General features: G+C 65.4%; 10 protein-coding genes and 1 pseudogene. 2 read left to right on the top strand and 9 right to left on the bottom strand.

Annotated elements, in window-relative coordinates; genetic code table 11:
- Positions 1-10: 10 nt before the first annotated feature.
- The 3 genes from XnspCFBP7698_RS17195 to XnspCFBP7698_RS17185 form a co-directional block, all read right to left on the bottom strand.
- Entirely contained in the window at positions 11-439 is a 429-nt protein-coding gene (locus tag XnspCFBP7698_RS17195) for a hypothetical protein (protein ID WP_047697873.1), read from the bottom strand.
- 289 nt (positions 440-728) lie between these two features.
- The gene (locus XnspCFBP7698_RS17190; protein WP_104581504.1) at positions 729-4,586 is read right to left on the bottom strand and encodes a translocation/assembly module TamB domain-containing protein; all 3,858 of its coding nucleotides are present in this window, start codon (positions 4,584-4,586) and stop codon (positions 729-731) included.
- The gene (locus XnspCFBP7698_RS17185; protein WP_104581505.1) at positions 4,583-6,364 is read right to left on the bottom strand and encodes an autotransporter assembly complex family protein; all 1,782 of its coding nucleotides are present in this window, start codon (positions 6,362-6,364) and stop codon (positions 4,583-4,585) included. Before XnspCFBP7698_RS17185 ends, XnspCFBP7698_RS17190 begins: the two co-directional genes overlap by 4 nt.
- A 236-nt stretch (positions 6,365-6,600) precedes the next feature.
- Here XnspCFBP7698_RS17185 and XnspCFBP7698_RS17180 point away from each other — a divergent pair, with 236 nt between their 5' ends.
- Positions 6,601-9,300 (top strand): TonB-dependent receptor, encoded by a 2,700-nt coding sequence (locus XnspCFBP7698_RS17180; RefSeq protein WP_184375723.1) that lies wholly within the window; start codon positions 6,601-6,603, stop codon positions 9,298-9,300.
- A 248-nt stretch (positions 9,301-9,548) separates the two neighbouring features.
- On the opposite strand, the gene XnspCFBP7698_RS17175 is transcribed toward XnspCFBP7698_RS17180, so the two are convergent.
- The 3 genes from XnspCFBP7698_RS17175 to glyQ form a co-directional block, all read right to left on the bottom strand.
- The gene (locus tag XnspCFBP7698_RS17175) at positions 9,549-11,129 is read right to left on the bottom strand and encodes a sulfotransferase (RefSeq protein ID WP_104581506.1); all 1,581 of its coding nucleotides are present in this window, start codon (positions 11,127-11,129) and stop codon (positions 9,549-9,551) included.
- Complete coding sequence (glyS, locus tag XnspCFBP7698_RS17170; protein WP_104581507.1) at positions 11,129-13,369, bottom strand: glycine--tRNA ligase subunit beta; 2,241 nt, start codon at positions 13,367-13,369, stop codon at positions 11,129-11,131. Before glyS ends, XnspCFBP7698_RS17175 begins: the two co-directional genes overlap by 1 nt.
- 294 nt (positions 13,370-13,663) lie before the next feature.
- The gene (glyQ, locus tag XnspCFBP7698_RS17165; RefSeq protein WP_104581508.1) at positions 13,664-14,572 is read right to left on the bottom strand and encodes a glycine--tRNA ligase subunit alpha; all 909 of its coding nucleotides are present in this window, start codon (positions 14,570-14,572) and stop codon (positions 13,664-13,666) included.
- 89 nt (positions 14,573-14,661) lie between these two features.
- On the opposite strand from glyQ, the gene XnspCFBP7698_RS17160 reads away from it, so the two are divergent.
- The gene (locus tag XnspCFBP7698_RS17160; RefSeq protein ID WP_104581509.1) at positions 14,662-16,476 is read left to right on the top strand and encodes a GspE/PulE family protein; all 1,815 of its coding nucleotides are present in this window, start codon (positions 14,662-14,664) and stop codon (positions 16,474-16,476) included.
- Between the two features lie 491 nt (positions 16,477-16,967).
- Here the strand turns inward: XnspCFBP7698_RS17160 and XnspCFBP7698_RS17155 are convergent.
- From XnspCFBP7698_RS17155 to ttcA, 3 genes and pseudogenes are all read right to left on the bottom strand, one after another.
- Positions 16,968-17,890, bottom strand: a pseudogene (locus tag XnspCFBP7698_RS17155) (IS110 family transposase).
- Between the two features lie 883 nt (positions 17,891-18,773).
- Positions 18,774-19,679: a recombination-associated protein RdgC gene (locus XnspCFBP7698_RS17140; RefSeq protein WP_047694179.1), complete on the bottom strand. Its 906-nt coding sequence runs from the start codon at positions 19,677-19,679 to the stop codon at positions 18,774-18,776.
- A 60-nt stretch (positions 19,680-19,739) separates the two neighbouring features.
- Positions 19,740-20,657 (bottom strand): tRNA 2-thiocytidine(32) synthetase TtcA, encoded by a 918-nt coding sequence (gene ttcA / locus XnspCFBP7698_RS17135; RefSeq protein ID WP_123137635.1) that lies wholly within the window; start codon positions 20,655-20,657, stop codon positions 19,740-19,742.
- Positions 20,658-21,621 lie beyond the last annotated feature (964 nt).

The following is a 21,621-nucleotide window of genomic DNA, read 5'->3' as shown; positions in this document are numbered from 1 at the left end:
GGCGCGCTCCTCAGGCAGCAACGCGCAACGGCGCGTGCAGCGATGGCAGACAGCGCGCGGCAATGCCGAGCGACATCGCATACGCACGCGGCGCATCGTGCGGCGTGATCACTACCGCCAGCGGCGCGTGCTGCGCATGCAGCCACGGCTCCAGCTCCTGATCGGCATCTGTATGCAGCTCGATATACGGCGTGGGCAACGCATCCACGGCTGCCCGCAAGGCCCGCGCGCAACTGCGCTCGGACAAGGGCAGATCGCCCGAATCCAGCAACACCAGCTCCACCTCGGCATCGCCACCGGCCGCATGCAACTCGGCGATCAAACTATCCACATCGGCACACGCCAGCGTGCGCAACGCGCGGCCAGCACACTCAGGCAACTGCATCGGCGCCAACTGCGCCGGGTCAGCCTGAGGCCCACGCAAAATCAGGATACACATCGTGTTTGGCTCAACGCACCACAGTGCGGGAGTGCCAAGGTAGGCCTGCGCGGCATAAAGGAGCCATTCGCATGCCAGGGCGCCGGCATAAAAAGTGCGTAATGCCTGCGCGATGCCGGTGCGCCGCGCCCGACAACGCGGCTGAAGAGGTTGTAGATAAAACTGCAGCGCTCAACCTGGCGATGCCTCACGCATGGCCGCACATCCCTGATATCTGCATGTGTCAGGTCTCGACCTGACACATGCGGCGCCACGCACACCACGTGATGCACTGGTGCGCGATTGACTGCTATTTTTCCCGCCGCCAGTTCACCGATCCCTTGGTCTCCACCGTGCTCGATTCGGCCTCGATATCGAAGCCGCGGCTGAGCAGGTATTTCAGCGTCAGTACCGAGCCGCTGCCGACCATCGAGACGCCGTAGCCGACGTAGAGTTTGGGCGAGAGGTATTTGCCGAAGCCGACGACCGAGCCGCCGAGGGTGCTGGATTCGCTGACGCCGGCTTCGTCCAGGCCGAGCTTGGCGCCGATCTGCGAGGCGATCAGGCTGCTGCCGGCCGAGAGTGCCGCCGAGGCGGCGCTGACCTGCTGGGTTTCGTCGCTGCTGGCGGTGGACAGGCCGCGGCCGAGCACCAGGTACGACAGCGCCTCCGATTGCGACATCGCCGGTTCCGACCAGACATCCGCACGCGGCGATTCGGCACGTCCGCTGACGTCGATACCGGCGGTGACATCGCCGATCTTGCGTTCGGCGCGCAGGCTCACGCGCGGGTCGGAGACGATGTTGTTGTTCCAGGTCAGCTGGCCGCGGCTGATGGTCAGGTCCTGGCCATAGGCCTTGTAGCGACCACGCACATCCAGCCCGCCGTTGGCCGTCATTTCGCGGCCCGGGCGTGCGCGGATCTGCATCTGCCCGCTCAGCCCGCCCTTCAGGCCGAAGCCGCTCATGTTGACCTTGTCGCCGAGCACGATGGCCAGGTCCATATCCAGCGGCGAGGCCGGCGTTTCTTCCGGGTCCACCGGGTCCAGCACCACCACGTCTTCGGACACCGAGGTGCCGCGGTCCAGCCGTTCCAGATCGATGTCGGCTTCGGGCACGGTGACCTTGCCGCGCAGCTGCATCGTGTTGTCGGTGATGCCGAACTGCATGTCCGGATTGGCAATGATGCGCAACTCGCTGGTGTTGTAGGCCAGCACGTTTTCGCCGCGGATATTGAGCAGCAGCGGCGTGCTGGTACCGAACCACGACAGCCCGCCATCGATGTTGAGCGTGCCCTCGCCGGACTTGGCCGATGCGGTGATCTTGGCCGAGCCATCCGGCAGCGCGTCGAAGCGCCCCTTGCCTTCGCTGAGGGTCAAGCCCATCGACGGGTATTCGGCGGTGAAATCGCTCAGCGTGGCGTCGCCGCCCAGCAGCGGTTTGTCGCGGGTGCCGCGCAGGCTCACATGGCCTTCGACCAGGCCCTTGGGCCGCACCACGTCAGCCACGACCAGCTCCAGCCAGTACAGCCGCGACATGTTGAGATACAGCTCGCCGTTGAGCGGTGCGTACGCATCCCAGCCGGTGTTGAACTTGGCATCGACAAAGCCCGCGCCCTGGAAGCCGATACCGAGCTTGGCCTGGATCTGCTGCTGGGTGAAATCGGCCTGCACGCTGAACTGGTCGTAGCGCAGCAACTCGCCGCGATTGGGATTGCCGGCCACCGCGGCGTAACGGGTTTCGCCGAGGCGAATGCCGCCTTCCGGCGAGGCAATACGCAGGCTGCCTTCCCAGGCGTTGCCGCGCGGCTTGAAACTGCCGTCCAGCGACAGCTCGCCACGCAGATAGATCTGCCGGCCTTCCTGCTTGGGCAACCACGGTTGCACCAGCGCCAGCGGCAATGCGTCTCCGTGGACCACCATGCCCTCGCGCGGCCAGTTGGCGCTGGCGCACAGCGCGCCGCCGGTGGCCGCGCCCAGGCAGGTATCGGACAAGGTAAATGCAGCGCCATCGGTGCTGAACTGCGCCGGCTGGCGCAGCGCCCAGGCATCGCCCTTGGCCGGGGCGATCCGCAGCGTGGCGACCTGGCCCTGCCAGCGCTCGCCATTGCGGCGCACATCGCCCTGCAAGGCGACGCTGGCCATGCTGTTGGCAATGTCGGCATCCAGGCGCAAGGCTTCCACCGCACCGCGCGCCTGCACGCGCACGCTGTCCAGCACCACGCCCGCCTCGATGGCAGTGCCCTGCAAGGCCAGCTGCCCGTCGCTGCCGCGCCACGGCAGGCGGCCGCGCAGGCTGATGCTCTGCGCGCTATAGGTGTCCCAGCGCAAGCCATTGCCGGCGATGTCGGCAGTGATGTCCGGCGCATCGCGCTTGCCGCTGACCTGCAGCTGCCCGCGCACCACACCGGTGGCACCCGGCAGCACATCGTCCAGCTGCAAGGGCTGCAGCTGCGCGGCGATGTCGAGCTGGTCGCCCACCTTGCCCTTGGCGTTGATGCGGCTATTGCCCAGCGCCAGTTGCAACTCACCCTCGCCTTGTTCGCCACGCAGTGCGAACTTGCCATTGGCCGACAGCGCGCGTTGACGCAGCTGGCCGGTCAGGCTGGGGATGTCTGCAGTGGCCTCGAAGCCCGGCGAGACACCGCCGGCCGGTGCCGGCAACTGCCGGCCCTTGGAGGCGACCTTGCCAGAGAGATTGCCGTTCCATCCTGGCGCGAAATAGCCCGGATCGAACTTGGCCAGTTGCGCGGTGACGTCCCACTGCAGCTCCGGCGTCCAGCCCACCTCGCCGGTGAGATCCAGCGAACCGCCCGGCGTTTTCGCCTGCACCTGCTTGAGCTGCGCGCGTTGATCGTTGCCGCGGCTATCGAACACCAGCGCGGCCTGTTGGCCGTCGCGCTCCAGCGTGGCGCGGCCGATCGCCGCCCAGGCCTTCAAGGTGCCGGCAACGCCCAGGCGCGCCTCTTTCAACTCCACCGGCACCAGCGGTGCATCCGGGGTGGCTGGGTCCGGCGTCGGGGTGAAGCGCAGGCCGCTGGCGTTGACGGCAAACCGGAAACTCGGATTCTGGGTATCGCGGAAATCGGCGGTGCCGCGCAGCTGGGTGCGGCCTTCGAAGGTGTCGATCACCAGCGGTTCGACGGTCAGTACCTGATCGGCCAGGCTGATATGCGACGGCTGCAGGGTCGCGCTCAACTCGCCCTGTTTGATGCTGCCCTGCAGGTCGGCGTTGCCGCCCTTGCCGGAGGCTGTCAGGTTCAATGCGATGGGTGTGGCCGGCGCGCTGGGCGCGCCATCGGCAGCCGGAATCAGCAGCGAGGTGTCCAGCGCCTCGGTGACGGCCTTGAACGCCCAGGTCGGGTCGTCGCGACCGGTGAACACCATGCTGGCCTGCAGTGGTGCCGGCGCGCGGCCGGCGATGGCCACTTCCATCTTGTCCAGATCGCCGCGTGCGACCAGCCCCAGGCTGGCCGGCGTACGCCCGCGCGCGGCCGGCAGCACTGCGGTGGCGGTGAGATCGGCGTGGTAATCGTCGTTGGGAATGTAGTCGCCATGCAGGCGGAAGTCGCCCATGTCGGTGTCGACCACCAGATCGCGCGTGCGCAGCTCGCCGGTGGCCACTTCCAGGCCGCCCTGCACGGTGTGCAGCACGATCATCGGCTGCTGCAGCTGGGTGATGCGCAGGTTCTGCACATCGATCTTGTCGGCCTGGATCGCCAGCGGCACGTTGATCTGCGGCAGCGACTCCGGCCAGCTGGGCAAGGTGAACGGCTCGTCGCTCTTGCCGAGGTTCAAGGTGGCATTGCTCACCTGCACGGCGTCCAATTGCAGCTTGCGCCCCAGCAGTGGGCGCAGATCCGGCTCCAGGTACACGCGCTCGGCGGTGAAGTGGATGTCCTGATATTTGAAGTCGACGTTGCGCAAGGTCAACGGACCCGCCACCGGGCCTTCGACGGTGCCGTAGGTAAAGCTGGCGCCCACCGGCAGGCGCGCCACCACCTGGGCCAGCAACACATCGCGCCCGGCCACGGTCTGCAGCAACCAATAGATCGCGATCAAGGCCAGCAGCACCAGCCCCAGCACGGTCAGGCCCGAGCCCACCCAGAAGCGGCGCCGGCGGTAGAAGCGTGCGCGGCGCGGCGCGGAAGGCGGCGTGGGTGTACTCACAGGTTGGCACCGATATCGATATACAGCTGGAACTGCGAGTCGGGGTCGTTCAGGCCGTGCGCGATATCCACGCGCACCGGCCCCACCGGCGAGCGCCAGCGCAAGCCGAAGCCGATACCGGTATGCCAGTCGGGCGTGTTGTCGAACGCGCTGCCGCTGTCGACGAACACCGCCCCGCCCCACGGCCCGCCCTTGAGGTAATGCTCGTACTCGGCACTGGCGGTGACCGCATTCTTGGCACCCAGCGCGAATTCGTCCGGCTTGGGCGTGCGCGGCCCCACTTCGCGGAATGCATAGCCGCGGATGCTGTTGGCGCCACCGGCGAAGAAGCGCAGGCTCGGCGGCATCGCGACCAGATCGCTGGTCCAGGTGGTGCCGCCTTCGCCGCGCAGGATCACCCGCCCGTTGTCGCCGGCGCCGAGGAACCAGCGCAGCTGCCCATACAGCTGGCCGAAGTTGGTGTCCGAGCCCGCCCCTTCGGCGCCGCCACGGATGAACATCTGCGCCGACACGCCGCTGCGCGGAAACAGCCGATCATCGACATTGACGTAGTTGGCCTGCAACTGCGGATAGATCAGAGTGGAGGTTTCGTATACCGCCCCTTCGAAGTCGTTGCCGCTGCTGAAGCGCCAGCGCTCGCGCAAGGCGTTGATGGAGGCGATCGCGCTCCAGCGCTCGTTGATCTGGCCGCTGCGGCTGCCGGTGAGCTTGACGTTGCGCAGGTCGATGTACTCAGTCTGCTCGTCATACAACCGCGCCGAGGCCGTATACCAGCCGTCCAGCCAGCGGAACGCCGGCACCCGGTAGCTGGTGGTCAGGCTCTTGCGGTTCTGCGCGTAGTCCAACTGCGTGTCCATCTTGTGGCCGCGCGAGTTGACGTAACGCCGCTCCACGCCGCCGCGCACACCGGCGCCGCTCTCGCTGCCGTAGCTCAGGCCCGAGGTGTAGACGGTGCGCTTGGCACGGGTGAGCTTGACGTCCACCGGCACGCGGCCATCGGCGTCGGCCTCCTCGGGCTTGGGCTGGATGTCGATGCTGCTGAAGTAATCCAGCTTGGTCAGCGACTCGCGCAGCCGGTCCAGCTTGCCCTCGTGGTAGTAGCTGCCCTCGTCCCAGTACACCAGCGGGTCGAACAGCCCGTCTCGGAAGTAGTCGTAGTCGAAGCGCACCTTGCCCATGTCGTAGCGGCGGCCGCTGTCCCAGTTCAGATCGATGTCGGCGGCGTGTTCGGCGCGCGTCACTGCCACCCGGCGCTGGGTGAAATCGGCATCGAAATAGCCACGCTCGGCCAGGCGCCGGGTGATGCGCACCTTGCTGGCCTCGTACTGCGGATGACTGAAGACCTGGCCTTCACGCGGCTCGAACTGCTTGAGGTCTTGCCCCAGGTAGCGGTCCTGCTCGGCCCAGCCGGTGATGGAGATATGCGAGGTGCGCACCCGCACCGGCTCGCCGCGGTCCACCGTGATCACCACCGTGACCCGGTCGCCGTTGCGCGGCGCCGCCAGCTCGATGGTCGGCGAGTAGTAGCCGAACGGCTCCAGCGCCTCGCGCGTCTGTCGCTCGGCCTGGGCCAGCAGATATTCCAATCGCGACTCGCCCTGCTCCTTGCCCACGGCCTCATACAGAGACAGGGAGACCTCGATGTTCTCGATCATCTCGGCGTCGTCGCCGTCGTCCAAGCCCTTGATTTCGATCTTGTCGATGGTTGCCCGAGCTACCGCTGGCAGCGGAACAAGCAGGGTACACAGCAGGGAGAGAGCAAACGCGACTTTAAGCATCGGCCAAGGATACCCAGCCTCGGTGTGAAGGGACAAAAAATCTGAGCAAACGCGACTATACGGCGCCCAATGGACTGGTTAGAGTCGGGGTGTTGTTAACGTTTCGTTGACACCCATCGCGTGCGGCGTCCCCCGATCACCGCGCGCCCGTTCTACACCTTTGGAGAGAGGTTTTCATGAAGCGTCATTTGCTGGTTACCGCCGTGTGCACTGCCCTGGCGATGCCGTCGCTTGCGATGGCACAGGATCAAGATGCAGTGACCGAATTGAACAAGGTCACGGTGACGGGATCGTTGATCCCCCGTTCCCAGGTCGAAACTGCAACGCCGGTCTTCTCGATCACCGCCCAGGACATCCAGCGTCGTGGCTTCAAGGACGTCTACGACGTGCTGCGCTCGCAACCGATGGCCACCGGTTCGGTGCAGGACGGCCAGTTCAGCAACGGCTTCACCGCTGGCGCCAAGTCGCTGAGCCTGCTCGGCCTGGATCCCGGCTTCACCCTGGTGCTGATCGATGGGCGGCCGATGGCCGACTACCCGTTGCTCTACAACGGCCAGAGCAACTTCGTCGATCTGGCCAGCGTGCCGGTGGGCATGGTCGAGCGCATCGACGTAGCGCCCGGTAACCAGTCCTCGATCTACGGCTCCAGCGCAATTGCCGGCGTGGTCAACATCATCCTGAAAAAGCGCATGGACGGCGTACAGATGAACTACCGCATGGGCACCTACGACGGCGGTGGCGGCAACAACCAGCGCTTCCAGCTCACCGGCGGCAACGAGATCGGCGGCGCCAACATCGTGTGGGGCCTGCAGCTCAACAACCAGGACCCGATTTACGGCTACCAGCGCCGCGATTTCGACTCCACCAACGACAATCCGGACCCGACCCTGCGTTACGGTTCACGCATCGCGCTGCACAGCCTCCCCGGCCCCCCGGCCAGCTATGTCGATCCAGGCGCAGACAACTGCGCTGCGTTGGGCCCGCTGTTCAATGGTTCGGTGCAGTACGACAACCGCGCCAACCGTGGCAACTTCTGCAGCAGCCGCGCAGTACCAGGCTATGCCAGCATCCTCAACAAGGAGCGCAGCGCCAGCGGCTATGCCAACCTGAGCTATGCGTTCAACGACAACGCCGAGCTGTACTCGACCCTGTTGCTCAACCGCACAAAGGTCGAGGTCAATAGCGGACCTCGCTTCTGGCAGAGCTCAGTCGACACCGGCGGCTTGTTCTACAACCAGGACAGCCAGCAACTGGAGGGGTATCAGCGCACCTTCGCGCCAGAAGAAACCGGCAACAACGATTTCAACAACAACCGCCAGACTGCCGATTCCTACAACATCGCGCTCGGCCTGAAAGGCGGCCTGGGTGCCAGCAACTGGACCTACGATGCGTATTACGCGCGCTCGGAATATCGTATTGATAGCCGCCAGCAGTGGCCGCTGGCGGACCGCATCGAAGATTTCTTCCGCGAACAGTTCCTTGGCGCACAGCAAGGCGAGTACTACGGCTACCCGATCTACTCGCCCAACGATGCCAACTTCTATCGCGCATTGACGCCGGCGCAGTACCGCAGCTTCAACGATGAAATCCGCACCAAGTCCAGGACCTGGACCCAGAACGTCAACCTGCAGCTGACCAACACCGAATTGTTCAACCTGCCGGCCGGTGCGGTCGGCATTGCCGGCGTGTTGCAGGCAGGGAATCAATACTGGACCAACCCAACCGATCAACGTGTCATTGCCGGCGATTTCTACCAGCTGACCGGCACCCAGGGCAGCGGCAAGCGCGAGAACTGGGCGGCGGCCTTCGAAATGCGCGTGCCGATCCTGAGCACGTTGACCGCCAATCTGTCCGGCCGCTACGACGACTACAAGAACCAGGGCGGCGGCGGCGATTCCAAGTTCACCTACAAGGCCGCGCTGGAATTCCGCCCAATCGATTCGCTGCTGTTCCGCGGCAACTACGCCACTGCCTTCAAGGCACCGGACATGGCGTTCTCGTTCGCTGGCGACAGCGGCTTCTTCCAGAGCGTCAATGATTATTACCGTTGCGCGGTCGAAGAACCCGGCGTGCCGATCTCCGACTGCACCTATGCCGGCAGCAGCATCCAGGGCCGTCGGTCCGGCAATGCGGATCTGAAGTCGATCACCGCAAAGTCCTGGGGTGCCGGTGTGGTGTGGTCGCCGAGCGCACGCTTCAGCGTCAATGCCGATTACTACAACATCAAGATCGACGACAAGGTCAGCGACCTTAGCACCGATGCATTACTGCAGAACGAATCGGCCTGCCGGCTCGGCGCGCTGGACATCAACTCGCCAACCTGCGTGGACGCGCTGTCGCGTATCGACCGCACGGCCACCGATGCGCCGGTCCCCAATCGCCTGAGCAACATCCGTATCAATCCGGTCAACATCTCCAACGAGGAAATCTCCGGCGTACTGACCAAGGCGACCTACAACCTGGCCACCGAATCCTGGGGCCTGTTTGTGTTCGACGCGCAGTACAACCTGACGCTCAAGCACGAAAGCCAGCAATTCCCGCAAGACCCGGTACGCGACCTGCTGAGCGAACCGTTCTTCTCTTCCGAGTTCCGCAGCATCACCAATGCCTCGATCACCTGGCAGAAGAATGCATGGACCACCACCTTGTTCGGCCAGCGCTACGGCCGTACCCCTAACTTCACCGCACAGCAGAGCACCGATGGCTATGCGGTGGAGGGCGCACGCAAGGTCGGCGCCTGGACCACGGTCAACGCAACACTGGACTATGCGATCAACGACGACATCTCGCTGACAGCCACCGTCAACAATCTCGCCGACACCCGTCCGCCACGTGATCGTACCTACACCGATTACCCGTACTACAACATCTTCAACTACACCGGGTTCGGCCGTTCCTACATGCTGGAATTGAACTGGCGCTTCGGCGCGCAGTGAGTCGTTGCATTGCGTACCGCCAGCGGCAGCCATGACGGCTGCCGCTGGCGTTTTGGGTTCGCGAGATGGGTCCCGGCCCCGTTGCTTGGATGCCTGCAGCAGCTGCGTTCGAGACGTTATACGGGTGGCGCCGCCAGGTTGCCTGCTGCATACCGAAGCATCGCGCGCCGGGCGCGCAAGCAAGTTAAGGCGCGTGGATCTTCAGGTGCAGCACTTCATCCGCTGTATTCGGCCCCGCTGAAGCAGGCCTATGTCGCGATCAGGCCTGCCTGCAACAACGCCTGCCGCAACGGCTCCAGCTGCGTGGCATAGCGCCGCCACTCTTCCACGTTGCGCCCGTGCACGCCTTCGCGCACCTGCACGCTGCTGAGCGTTGCCGATGCGGCGGCATTGCGGGTGATGTCGATTTGCCCAGGCTCGATGTCCAATCCGCACTGCGTCATCAACTGCTCCAGCACCCTGGATGGATCACGCACCATCTGCGCGTAGTCCACATCGATCACCCGGCCCGGCAATGCCGCGCGCCATTGCGCCATCAACGCGTGATACGCCTGGTAGTGACGCGCCAGCGTGTGCAGGTCGTAGCTGTAGGCGTACGAATCGCCGAACAGCGCGCGGTAATTGGAGAAGCACACCGCCATCGGCTCGCGCACCAGATGCACGATCAACGCGCCCGGCAATGCGCGTGCGATTGCGCCGATCGCCACCGCATTGGCCGGCAATTTATCGATGTACCAGCGCGCCGCTCCGGCACGCCACTGGGTCTGTTCAAGATACCGTGCGCCGATCTGGGCGTAGTCCAGGGTGGGAAGCGCCTGCAGCAGGCGCGCATCCAGCAGGCTGCGGCCGGCCTGGTCTGCGCCCCAACGCAGCTGATGGCCGAAATCGTTCAATTCGCCGGCCGAGACGATCTGCGAATGGTTGCCCAGCATCCGCTCCAGCACCGTGGTGCCCGAGCGTGGCAGGCCCAACACAAAGATCGGCTGTGGGCCGTGTACGTTGGCAGATTCCTGCGCGGCGAAGACACCTTGTTCGGCCAACGCGCCCAACTGCGCGTATAGCGTTGCTTCGGCGTCAGCATCGTGGCGCAAGCGCGCATGCATCACTGCGTTGCCGTGGGCCAGCGCGTCCCAGGCGGCATCGTTCTGGCCGAGATCTTCCAGCTCCTTGTACAGCGCAAACGCCACCCCGGCGCGGTCTTCGCCATCGGGTTTGGCTAACTGCAGCTGCTGACGCAATTGATCGACATGGTGGCTGCTGACGGTTTGGCGGCGCAGGCGCGCACGTGTCAGCGCAGCGCGCCCGTAACCAGGCTTCAGTGCCAAGGCGTGATCCAGCGCCTGCGCTGCATCGTCGAGGCGATTATTGAATTGCAGTTGCACCGCAAGAAAGAATCGGAAGTCAGGGCCATCAAAACCACACCCCTGCGCGCGCTGCATCATCGCCAATGCGTCGACGTGTTCGCCCAAGGATTGGTGTACGTGCGCGAGCAAGGCCAAGGTCGCACCGTCACGACACTGCGTCACAGATGGATGCCGCAGCAGCGCGTGCAGTTCGCGGTGCTCGCCCACGCGCAACAAGGCCTGCGCCACACGGCAACGCATCGTCACATCGTCGCCGACATCGCGTGCGGCCAACCGGAGTTGCGTGACCGCCTCGCGCATCCTGCCATTGGCCAACACGGTGCCGGCCAGCAGCACGCGTGCCGCCACATGTGTTGGCTCAACCGCCAGCAGCGCCTGCAAGGCAGACGCCGCCACAGCCAGGTCGCGCCGTGCCAACGCGGCCTGCGCGGTCTGCCAGTGCGCCGCGCCGGCGGACGCTGCCATCAGCTGGACAGATGCTCGATGGCGGCAACGCTGCCGAGACGGTCGCCGAGCTTCTTGAGCAGGGCCAGGCGGTTGGCACGCAGTTGCGGGTCTTCGGCATTGACCATGACGCCGTCGAAGAAGGCATCGACCTGCGGGCGCAGGCGGGCCAGGCGGGCGAGCACGGCGACGTAATCGTGGCGATGCAGCGCATCGCCGGTGTCGCCGATGGCCGCTTCTACCGCTTCGGCCAGGGCTTCTTCGGCCGGTTCGCGCAGCAGGCTGGTGTCGATGTCGCCGGGAATCTCGCCCTCGACCTTGCGCAGGATGTTGCGGATGCGCTTGTTGGCGGCGGCCAGGGCTTCGGCTTCGGGCAAGGTGGCGAAGATGCCGATGGCGTCGATGCGGCGGTCGAAGTCGTAGAGGGAGCCGTGGGTCGCGCCCAGGTGCGCTCCTACGCCCAGCGGTGTAGGAGCGCCCTCGGGCGCGACCGAGAACAAGCCAGCGACGGCATTGAAATGCGTTGCTGGCACGCCTTTGTCCGCGTAGTAGCCGCGTAGGCGGTCGAGGATGAAGTCGAAGATTTCATCGTCTTGGCTGGTCTGCGCCAACGCACTTTTTGCATCTTTTTCGATAGGTTGCGGCACTGTGGCGCCGGCTTCTCTGACCTTTGCTAGCGCAGCTTCTGTCTTGAGTAAGTGGCGGGCGCTTGCCTGCAGATTGATCTGATTTCTGGCCTCGGTAAGCAATTTCTTGAGGTCAAAGTCAAACCCCGACTCAATCACCGTCCGCGCCAACCCCAACGCGTTACGCCGCAGCGCAAACGGATCCTTGTTACCGGTCGGCTTCAGACCCGCCGCAAACCCACCGGCCAAAGTATCCAGACGCTCGGCGATCGCCAGCACCTTGCCCAACGGCGACAGTGCGATATCGTCGCCGGCAAACCGTGGTTGGTAGGCCTCGTCGATGGCCAGCGAAATCTCGCTCGGCTCGCCAGCGGCCTTGGCGTAATGGCGGCCGGCAATGCCCTGCAATTCCGGGAATTCATTGACCATGCGCGACTGCAGATCGTTCTTGGCCAGTTGCGCGGCACGCCGCGCCTGCACCGGATCGGCGCCCACCTGCGGGGCGATGACTTCGGCCAGCGCCGCCACGCGCGCGACCTTGTCGGCCACGCTGCCGAGCTTGGCCTGATACGTGACAGTGGCCAGGCCTGCGCCCATCGCTTCCAGGCCCTGCTTGAGGTCCTCGTCGAAGAAGAACTTGGCATCGGCAAAGCGCGGGCGGATCACGCGCTCGTAGCCCTTGGCCACTTCGGCCACATCCTTGGAGACGATATTGGCGATGCCGATGAACTGCTCGGTCAACTTGCCGCCGTCGTCCAGCACCGGGAAGAACTTCTGGTTGATCTCCATGGTCTCGATCAGCGCTTCCTGCGGCACCGCCAGGAAATCGCGTTCGAAACTGCACAACACCGCCGACGGCCATTCGACCAGGTTGACCACCTGCTCCAGGTTGTCATCGCTGATGCGCGCACTGCCGCCGGCCTGTTTGGCGGCCGCTTGCACTTCTTCAACGATGCGGGAGCGGCGCGCGTCGGCGTCCACCAGCACATGCGCGGCGCGTAGCGCCGCGACGTACTCGCCCGGCGCGGCCAACGACACCGCTCCTTCATGCATGAAGCGGTGGCCGCGCGTGATGCGATCGCCGCGCACGCCCAGCAATTCGGCCGGAATCACCTCATTACCGAACAACAGCACCAGCCACTGCACCGGCCGGGCAAAGGCGTACTCGTGCGCGCCCCAGCGCATCGGCTTGGGGATCGGCATGGCAGCGATGGCTTCGCGCAGGATGTCGGGCAACAGGTCGGCAGTGCGCGCGCCCGGCGTCACCGCGCGGTGCACGAAGCGCTCGCCCTTGGCGTCGCTGGTGCGCTCCAGCGCGGTCCAGTCGATGCCGGCCTTTGCCGCAAATCCGGCCAGCGCCTTGGTCGGTTGGCCTTCGGCATCCAGCGCGATAGTGAGATACGGCCCAAGCACTTCGGAGCGCTGCTCAGGCTGCTCGGCCGCCACGCCCGGCAACAACACCGCCAGCCGGCGCGGGGTAGATAGCGGCTTGGCATCGCCACGGGTGATGGCAACGCCGCGCTTTTCCAGCCCGGCCAGCACACCGTCGAAGAAAGCCTGCGCCAGGCCCGGCAGCGCCTTGACCGGCAGCTCTTCGGTGCCCAGTTCGATCAGCAGGGGAAGTTGTTCGCTCATGTGACATGGACCTTTGCGTATTCCCTTCTCCCGTCGGGAGAAGGTGCCCCGAAGGGGCGGATGAGGGTACGGGCGAAGCTCTATGGAGTTTGGGTGCGTGAGGGCTGCGCCCCGTACCCTCACCCCAACCCCTCTCCCGCAGGAGAGGGGCTTATTGCTTCCTTCTCCCCTTGGGAGAAGGTGTCCCGAAGGGGCGGATGAGGGTACGGGCGAAGCTCTGTGGAGTTTGGGTGCATGAGGGCTACGCCCCGTACCCTCACCCCAACCCCTCTCCCGGTGGGAGAGGGGCTCTCGTTACTTCTTCACCCCGGGGAACCCCAGCTTCTCGCGCTGCGCGTAATACGCCTGCGCCACGCCTTGCGCCAGCGTGCGCACGCGCAGGATGTAGCGCTGGCGCTCGGTGACGCTGATCGCGCGGCGTGCATCCAGCAGGTTGAAGGCGTGGCTGGCCTTGGTCACCTGCTCATACGCCGGCAACGGCAGGCCGACCTCGACCAGGTGCCTGGCCTCGGCTTCGCAGGCATCGAAACGGTGAAACAGCTCGGCCACATTGGCGTGCTCGAAGTTGTAGGTGCTCTGCTCCACCTCGTTCTGGTGGTACACATCGCCATACGTCACCGCGGCGCCATCCGGGCCGTAGGTCCATACCAGGTCGTAGACGTTGTCGCAGCTCTGCAGGTACATGCACAGCCGTTCCAGCCCGTAGGTGATCTCGCCCAGCACCGGCTTGCACTCCAGCCCGCCAGCCTGCTGGAAGTAGGTGAACTGGGTCACCTCCATGCCGTTGAGCCAGACTTCCCAGCCCAGGCCCCAGGCACCGAGCGTGGGCGATTCCCAGTTGTCTTCGACAAAGCGCAGGTCATGCACCAGCGGGTCGATGCCCAGCGCCTTGAGCGAGCCCAGGTACAGGTCCTGGATGTTGTCCGGGTTGGGCTTCATCGCCACCTGGTACTGGTAATAGCGCTGCAGGCGGTTGGGATTCTCGCCGTAGCGGCCATCGGTGGGACGGCGCGAAGGCTGCACATACGCCGCATTCCACGGCTCCGGTCCCAGCGCGCGCAGGAAGGTGGCCGGGTGGAACGTGCCCGCGCCCACTTCCAGGTCCAACGGCTGGATCAGCACGCAGCCCTGGTCGGCCCAGTACTGGTTGAGGGTCTGGATCAGGCCCTGGAACGTGATTGGAACGCGGGGGGAATCGGACATGCAGCAAGGGCCGTGCGAAAGGGGTGCGCTAGTATACCGGCCCACCCGCAGCGCTTCGCCGCGGGCGATTGCGGCAGGGGACAACCAGCATGGAACAGCGGCGCACCGCCGATCCGGATAACGCAGTGGCATTGCTGCCGCGCGGCCGGCTGATGTTCGACTCGGTGGCCGCCGCGTTGCTGGCCGATGGCATGGTGGTGGCGCACGAGCACGAGCGCGTGCAGTTCTCCGCGGCCGGCGCGCGCAACGCCAGCGACGTGCATCCGCTGGTGCTGCTGGCCAACCTCAAGCTGCACGCCGCGCAGCCACCGGCCGGTGAACTCGGCCTGGAACGGCTCACCGAGTGGCTGGCGACCCGCACCGGCCTGCGTTACCTGCGTATCGATCCCACCCGCATCGATGTGGCCGCCGTCACCGGCGTGGTCTCGCACGCGTATGCGCGCCGCCACCGCATCCTGCCGCTGGCGCTGGATGCCGAGCGCGTGCTGATCGCCACCAGCGAGCCGCTGGCGCTGGAATGGCTGGCCGACGTGCAGCACTTGAGCCGACGCCGCATCGAGCTGGCGCTGATCAACCCGCTGGACCTGCATCGCTACACGATGGAGTTCTTCGGCGTGACCCAGTCGGTGCGCGGCGCGCGCGGCGATGCGCGCAGCACCGAGTCCAATGCGGGCCTGCCCAGCTTCGAGCAGCTGGTGGAACTGGGCCGCGCCGGCGACGTCAATGCCGACGATCACCACATCGTGCATATCGTCGACTGGCTGCTGCAATACGCCTACGAGCAGCGGGCCAGCGACATCCACCTGGAACCGCGCCGCGAGGCCGGGCGCATGCGCTTCCGCATCGACGGCGTGCTGCACAAGGTGCTGGAAGTGCCGCCCTCGGTGATGACCGCCGTGGTTAGCCGCATCAAGGTGCTCGGCCGTATGGACCTGGCCGAACGCCGCCGCCCGCAGGACGGCCGCATCAAGACCCGCTCGCCGGGCGGGCGCGAGGTGGAAATGCGTTTGTCCACGATGCCCACCGCCTTCGGCGAGAAATGCGTGATGCGCATCTTCGACCCGGATTCGGCGTTCAAGAGCATCGAGCAGCTCGGCTTCAGCCCCGAGGAGGCCGCCGGCTGGAGCGCGCTGGTAGAGCGCCCGCATGGCATCGTGCTGGTCACCGGCCCCACCGGCTCGGGCAAGACCACCACGCTGTATTCCACGCTCAAGCGCCTGGCCACGCCGGACGTGAACGTGTGCAGCGTGGAAGACCCGATCGAAATGATCGCGCCGGAATTCAACCAGATGCAGGTGCAGCAGAACATCGACCTGGATTTCGCCAGTGGCGTGCGCACGCTGCTGCGGCAGGACCCGGACATCATCATGATCGGCGAAATCCGCGACCTGGAAACCGCGCAGATGGCGGTGCAGGCTTCGCTCACCGGGCATCTGGTGCTGTCCACGCTGCACACCAACGATGCCGCCTCGGCGATCACCCGCCTGCTGGACCTGGGAGTACCGCACTACCTGGTGGCCTCCACGCTCAACGGCGTGCTCGCGCAGCGGCTGGTGCGCACCCTGTGCGTGCACTGCAAGCGCCCGCACACGCTCAGCGACGCCGACTGGGCAGCCATCCGCGAGCCCGGCGAAGCGCTGCCGGAACCACTCAACGTGCACGCACCGGTCGGCTGCCTGGAATGCCGCCGCACCGGCTACCTAGGCCGGGTGGGCCTGTACGAACTGTTGCCGGTCACTCCCCGCCTGCGCACCCTGATCCGCCCGGACACCGAATTGGCCAGCTTCAGCCACGCCGCCCGCGGCGAAGGCCTGCGTACGCTGCGGCGCACCGGGCTGGAAAAGGTCGCCGCCGGGCTGACCACGGTGGAAGAAGTGCTGTCGGTATTGCCGCCCCGGGAGTAGCGAAGCCACTGTGGCCGAGGGAGCGGCGAGGCCACCGCACCAGACAGTTGGGCAGCGGTTTTATAAAAGCTGGGCATTGTGCGAAGACGGTGCGGCTTCGCGTTTGGGTGCTGCAAGCTGGCCGCGCCCAGTGATATAGCCAGCGAACGTCACCTGTCGCCTGCACTGACACACCGACCATCTCCATCGGTCCTTGCCCGCTCACCGTCGCGGGACCTTGAGCGGCATGGTTGCCGCGCCAGAGCTACAGGAACGCACTTGCAGCGTGTCCCGCGATGGTGGGCGCAAGGACCCTGCAGAAAACGCAAGGATGTCGAGTGCGCGGTGCCCTCACCGCTCGCGGGACACGCCGTGAATCCGTCCCTGGAGCAACTGTGTTGATCAGGATCTCGATCCGCGAGCTCTGATCGGTTTCCTTCAGACGTGTTCATCCATAGGTGGCGGCTGCTGGCCGGCACGCTTTTGCGTCTGCTCATGGCCGTCGAGCATGCTCAGGCTGGCTGCGTGGCGGCTCTTTCATCGCGCACGCGCGCATTGAGGATGACCAGCATCTTGCGCATCACCGCCACGATCGCGACCTTGCCTTCTTGCCGCGTGTCCGCAACGCTCTATAAAAATCACGCAGGCGAGGCTCGTGACGCGCCGAGGACATCGCCGCCATGTACAGCGCTTGCCGGATATCGGCACGGCCTCCGCCGATCCCTCGTTTCCCACGCATCTTGCCACTGTCGCGCGATAGCGGGGCAACCCCCACCAATCGGGAGATCTGCTTTCCGTTGAGCGTCCCAAGCTCCGGCAACCGGCACGCCAACACGGCCAGCAATACCGGACCGACCCCTTTGAGCGTCTTCAACGCCGCCAGGTGCGGTTGCTCGATGAGCAGCGTCTTTAGCTGCCCGGCGATCAGTTCATCCAGCCGCGCCACACTGCGCACGAGCTGGTTCACGTTGGCCTGCAGCAGCTTGCGTAGCGGTTTGTCCGCCACCTGCAACAGCTGCTGTTTGGCCGTCTTCAGCAGATCGATGAGCTGGCGGCGGGCGCGGACATGCTCGCCCAGATGACGCTGCCACGGCGGCAGTGGAACATAGGGATGAAGCTCCATCTTCTCGGCCATACACGCCAGCATGCCCGCGTCCAGCCGATCGGTTTTTGCCAGTCCCAAGCCGTTGGCCAAGTGACGCGCCCGAGACGCATTGGCGCGTGCCACCGGGATTCCCGCCTGATGCAGCGCGTCCAGCGCGGCCAGCTCGTAGCCACCGGTCGCCTCCAGCACCACCTGCCTAACTGGCAGTGTCCTCAGCCAGTGGACGAGCTTGCAGTGCCCGCTTGCCGTGTTACTGAACTGGCGGGCCTCACCTTGAAAGACAGCCGCATCCAGGGACTTCTTGCACACATCGATCCCGATTCCGCTCATGGGAGATCTCCGCTAGGCTGGAAATGTCGAGAGCTCCCTCGCCTGCCCAGTCTTATCGTTTCGAGTGTCACCTCGGGCAACTGTTCGGGCGAAACAAGGGAGATTCCGGCGTGGGTGCCAAGCTCCAAGGCGATCGCTCAGATCCAGGCTCATACGGCAGCCCACGCCGGCTCTCGACACCTACGCTGCCACATTCCGAACAGATAAGGCTCTGGCGCGGCATCCATGCCGCTCAAGGTCCCGCGACGGTGGGCGGGCAAGGACCAGTCGAGATGGTCGGTGCGCAGAGTTTTCAGAACAGCGATCGGCGGATCGGCGACGCGGTGTCTTCGCTCTTCAGTAAAACCACCAGCCAAATTTCTGGTGCGGTGTCCTCGCCGATTGCGGGCTCGATGGCGGCATGGATGCCGCCATCGAGCCCCCATGGATAGGTTAACGGCGTGTCCCGCGAGCGGTGAGGGCGCCGCGCACTCGACCGAGGCTGCGCGTTTGCTGCGGGGCCCTTGCCCGCCCACCATCGCGGGACACGCCGTGAATCCGTCCATGGAGGCTCTGGCGCGGCATCCAGGCCGCTCAAGGTCCCGCGACGGTGGGCGGGCAAGGACCAGTCGAGATGGTCGGTGCGCAGAGTTTTCAGAACAGCGATCAGCGGATCGGCGACGCGGTGTCTTCGCTCTTCAGTAAAACCACCAGCCAAATTTCTGGTGCGATGTCCTCGCCGATTGCGGGCTCGATGGCGGCATGGATGCCGCCATCGAGCCCCCATGGATGGGTTAACGGCGTGTCCCGCGAGCGGTGAGGGCACCGCGCACTCGACTCACCGCGCTTTTGACGCACGCATCGACTCGCGCCTGCCAAATGCCGCCACAAGTTCGAAACCTGGTTACTCCGCCTTGCTGAGCTTCAGCGCGGTTTCCAGCAACAGGAACAGCCGGCGGATTTCGGCGCTCATCAGCGTAAAGCGTGCGTCAAGTTCGGCGCGCGCGCCGTCGTCTTCGCTGTGTTCGAGCTGATCCAGCGCGCCGTCAAGGAACTTGAGCTTGCGGATCACCAGGTCGTCGCCGAGCACGAATGAGAGGTTGTCATCCAGCACCAGCGCCAGCTTGGTGACCTGCTTGCCGGCTTCCAGGTGCTTGTCGATCTCGTCGCCGCGCAGTTCCTGATGCTGGCACTTGACCACCGCGCCGCCTTCGATCGGGTCCTTCATTTCGCATTCTTCGCCCAGGCTCAGGCCTTCTGGCAAGGGCTCGCCGGCGATCCAGCCGGTGAGGATGGCGCGCGGGGCGACTTCGGCATTGAGCGGCAGCGCCGGGAAGCTGCCGAGCGCGCCGCGGATCTCGCTCATCACGTTCTCGCCGCTCTTGCGGCTGGAGGTGTTGACCGCGATGTAACCGTGCTGCAGATCCAGGATGGCGTCGGTGCGCGAGCTCTTGACGAAGGCACGCGGCAGCAGCTCATGGATCAGGTCGTCCTTGAGGCGTTTGCGGGCCTTGCCGCCGGGGCGACGGCCTTCCTTTTCCTCGATCTCGGCGACCTTGCGCTCGAGCAGATCGTTGACCACCGCGCCGGGCAGGATCTTGTCCTCGCCACCGACGGTGAGCCACAGGAAGTCTTCCAGGCGGTGCGAAAGCACTTCCTGCTCATCGCGGCCGAACGGCGAAATGAAACCGCGCGAGTTCATTTCCAGCGGGCCGACCGGCTTGAGCTGCACTGGCGGCAGCAGCGTTTCGATTTCAGAAAAATCGAGCGTGGTCGGGAAACGGAACAACGTGAGATTGCGAAAGAACATGCGTAAGACCGATGAAGACAAACGTGGAGGTGGAAGACCGACGGCGACCGGGCGGGCGCGTCAGTCGCTGTTGTGTGGGGTGTCGCTGGCGGCCAGCCAATCGTCACTGGCGTCGGGCACGGCCGCAGCGGCCCCGGGCGCGCGGCCCAGGCTCAGGAAATCGAACAGGCGGCGGTCGGCCAGTTGCTCGGGGCGCACATCGCCCAGCGCGCGCGCGATCTGATCGACCCGCCCGGGTTGCTCGCGATCCCATTGCTGCAACATGCGGCCGACCTGCTGGCGCTGCAGGTTTTCCTGGCTGCCGCACAGGTTGCAGGGAATGATCGGAAACTGCCGCGCCTGCGCGTAGTCGGCGATGTCGGCCTCGCGCACGTAGGCCAACGGGCGGATCACTACATGCGCGCCGTCGTCGCTGCGCAACTTGGGCGCCATCGCCGCCAGGCGTGCGTGGTGAAACAGGTTCATGAAAAACGTGGCGACGATGTCGTCGCGGTGATGGCCGAGCGCGATCTTGGTCACGCCATGTGCCTGCGCGTAGGCATACAGCGCGCCACGACGCAACCGCGAGCACAGCGAACACATGGTCTTGCCGGCCGGAATCACCCGGCTGACCACCGAATAGGTGTCCTGCTCGACGATGTCGAACGGCACCCCCAGCGCGCGCAGATAGGTGGGCAGCACGTGGGCGGGGAAATCCGGCTGCTTCTGGTCCAGGTTGACTGCCACCAGCGTGAACGGCACCGGCGCCTTGCGCTGCAGGTGCAACAGCATGTCCAGCAGGGTGTAGCTGTCCTTGCCGCCGGACAGGCAGACCATGACCCTGTCGCCGGCTTCGATCATGCCGAAGTCGGCAATCGTCTGGCCCACCTGGCGTTGTAGGCGTTTGCCCAGGCGCAGCTGTTCGGGCATCGGCCGCTGGCGCGGGTTGCGCGGCGCGGGGTCGGCCAGGGGTTGCGGCAGCGGCAGGACAGCGGTCATAAGCCGGCCATTGTAGCTGCCGGGGGGATTGGGATTGGGTCGTGAGGTCAGGGGTGGCTGCCCCCATCCGCCCTTCGGGCACCTTCCCCCGTAAACGGGGGAAGGGAGCAAGCCCTTGTTTCTGGGGGACGCCTCCCACCGGCGCTCTCCGGGCGGCACTCTCCCAGCAGCTCCCTACGCCCCAGCAGCTCCCTCACCCCGGCGGTTCCTCTCGTGGCAATTCCCTCTCGTGGCAGCTCCCCCTCCTGGAAGCTCCCTCTCCTGGAAGCTCCCTCTCCGGGCTGCTCCCTCTCTGGGCTCCCTCTCCTGGCAACTCCCTCTCCCCCCGGCAGCTCCCTCTCCTGGCGATCCCTCTCCTGGCTATCCCTCGCCCAGCGGTTCCTTCTCCTGGCGATTCCCTTTCGTGGCAGCTTCCTTTCACCCCAGCAGCTCCCCCGCTCGGCGATTCCCTCTCCCGCATGCGGGAGAGGGTGCCCGAAGGGCGGGTGAGGGCCGTACGCCACGGCCAACCCACAACCGGCCAGCACCACACCTAGCCGCCACGCCAAACTACGTATCTCGCAGCGCAGCAAGCCTTTCGGCGCCGGGCTGGGTAAAGTCGGGCAGACCGCTTCACTCGGAATCGGCATGGAATCTCCAGCTTCGCTTCATCGCGCGGCTTTTTTCGGTCGCAATTGTGGTAGCGCTAACATTTTGCGTGGTGTGAGTCAGATCTTGCGCGCGCAGTCCCCCTTGGTGCCGGCCGCGCGCGCTGCTGGCGCAGCGGCAGTGCACATGGGCGACTGCCGCGCTGTGCGACTGGCCACTCGTTTGCAACACCCTTGCCTTCCCTCGCCTCCTTGCAGGAGTTCCACCCCATGAGCAACACCGTCTACATCGGCGCCAAAGAGTATTTCCCCGGCATCGGCAAGATCGGCTTCGAAGGCCGCGACTCCGACAACCCGCTCGCGTTCAAGGTCTATGA

It is taken from the genome of Xanthomonas sp. CFBP 7698 (assembly GCF_003600855.1).
GTDB classification, from domain to species: domain Bacteria; phylum Pseudomonadota; class Gammaproteobacteria; order Xanthomonadales; family Xanthomonadaceae; genus Xanthomonas; species Xanthomonas cannabis.
This window is presented reverse-complemented; position numbering and strand designations above follow the sequence as displayed.

Excerpts from the sequence above, each read along its gene's own strand:
- glyS (WP_104581507.1), bottom strand. The coding sequence starts at position 13,369 with ATGAGCGAACAACTTCCCCTGCTGATCGAACTGGGCACCGAAGAGCTG.
- ttcA (WP_123137635.1), bottom strand. The coding sequence starts at position 20,657 with ATGACCGCTGTCCTGCCGCTGCCGCAACCCCTGGCCGACCCCGCGCCG.
- glyQ (WP_104581508.1), bottom strand. The coding sequence starts at position 14,572 with ATGTCCGATTCCCCCCGCGTTCCAATCACGTTCCAGGGCCTGATCCAG.
- XnspCFBP7698_RS17185 (WP_104581505.1), bottom strand. The coding sequence starts at position 6,364 with ATGCTTAAAGTCGCGTTTGCTCTCTCCCTGCTGTGTACCCTGCTTGTT.
- XnspCFBP7698_RS17180 (WP_184375723.1), top strand. The coding sequence starts at position 6,601 with ATGGCACAGGATCAAGATGCAGTGACCGAATTGAACAAGGTCACGGTG.
- XnspCFBP7698_RS17160 (WP_104581509.1), top strand. The coding sequence starts at position 14,662 with ATGGAACAGCGGCGCACCGCCGATCCGGATAACGCAGTGGCATTGCTG.
- XnspCFBP7698_RS17195 (WP_047697873.1), bottom strand. The coding sequence starts at position 439 with ATGTGTATCCTGATTTTGCGTGGGCCTCAGGCTGACCCGGCGCAGTTG.
- XnspCFBP7698_RS17140 (WP_047694179.1), bottom strand. The coding sequence starts at position 19,679 with ATGTTCTTTCGCAATCTCACGTTGTTCCGTTTCCCGACCACGCTCGAT.
- XnspCFBP7698_RS17175 (WP_104581506.1), bottom strand. The coding sequence starts at position 11,129 with ATGGCAGCGTCCGCCGGCGCGGCGCACTGGCAGACCGCGCAGGCCGCG.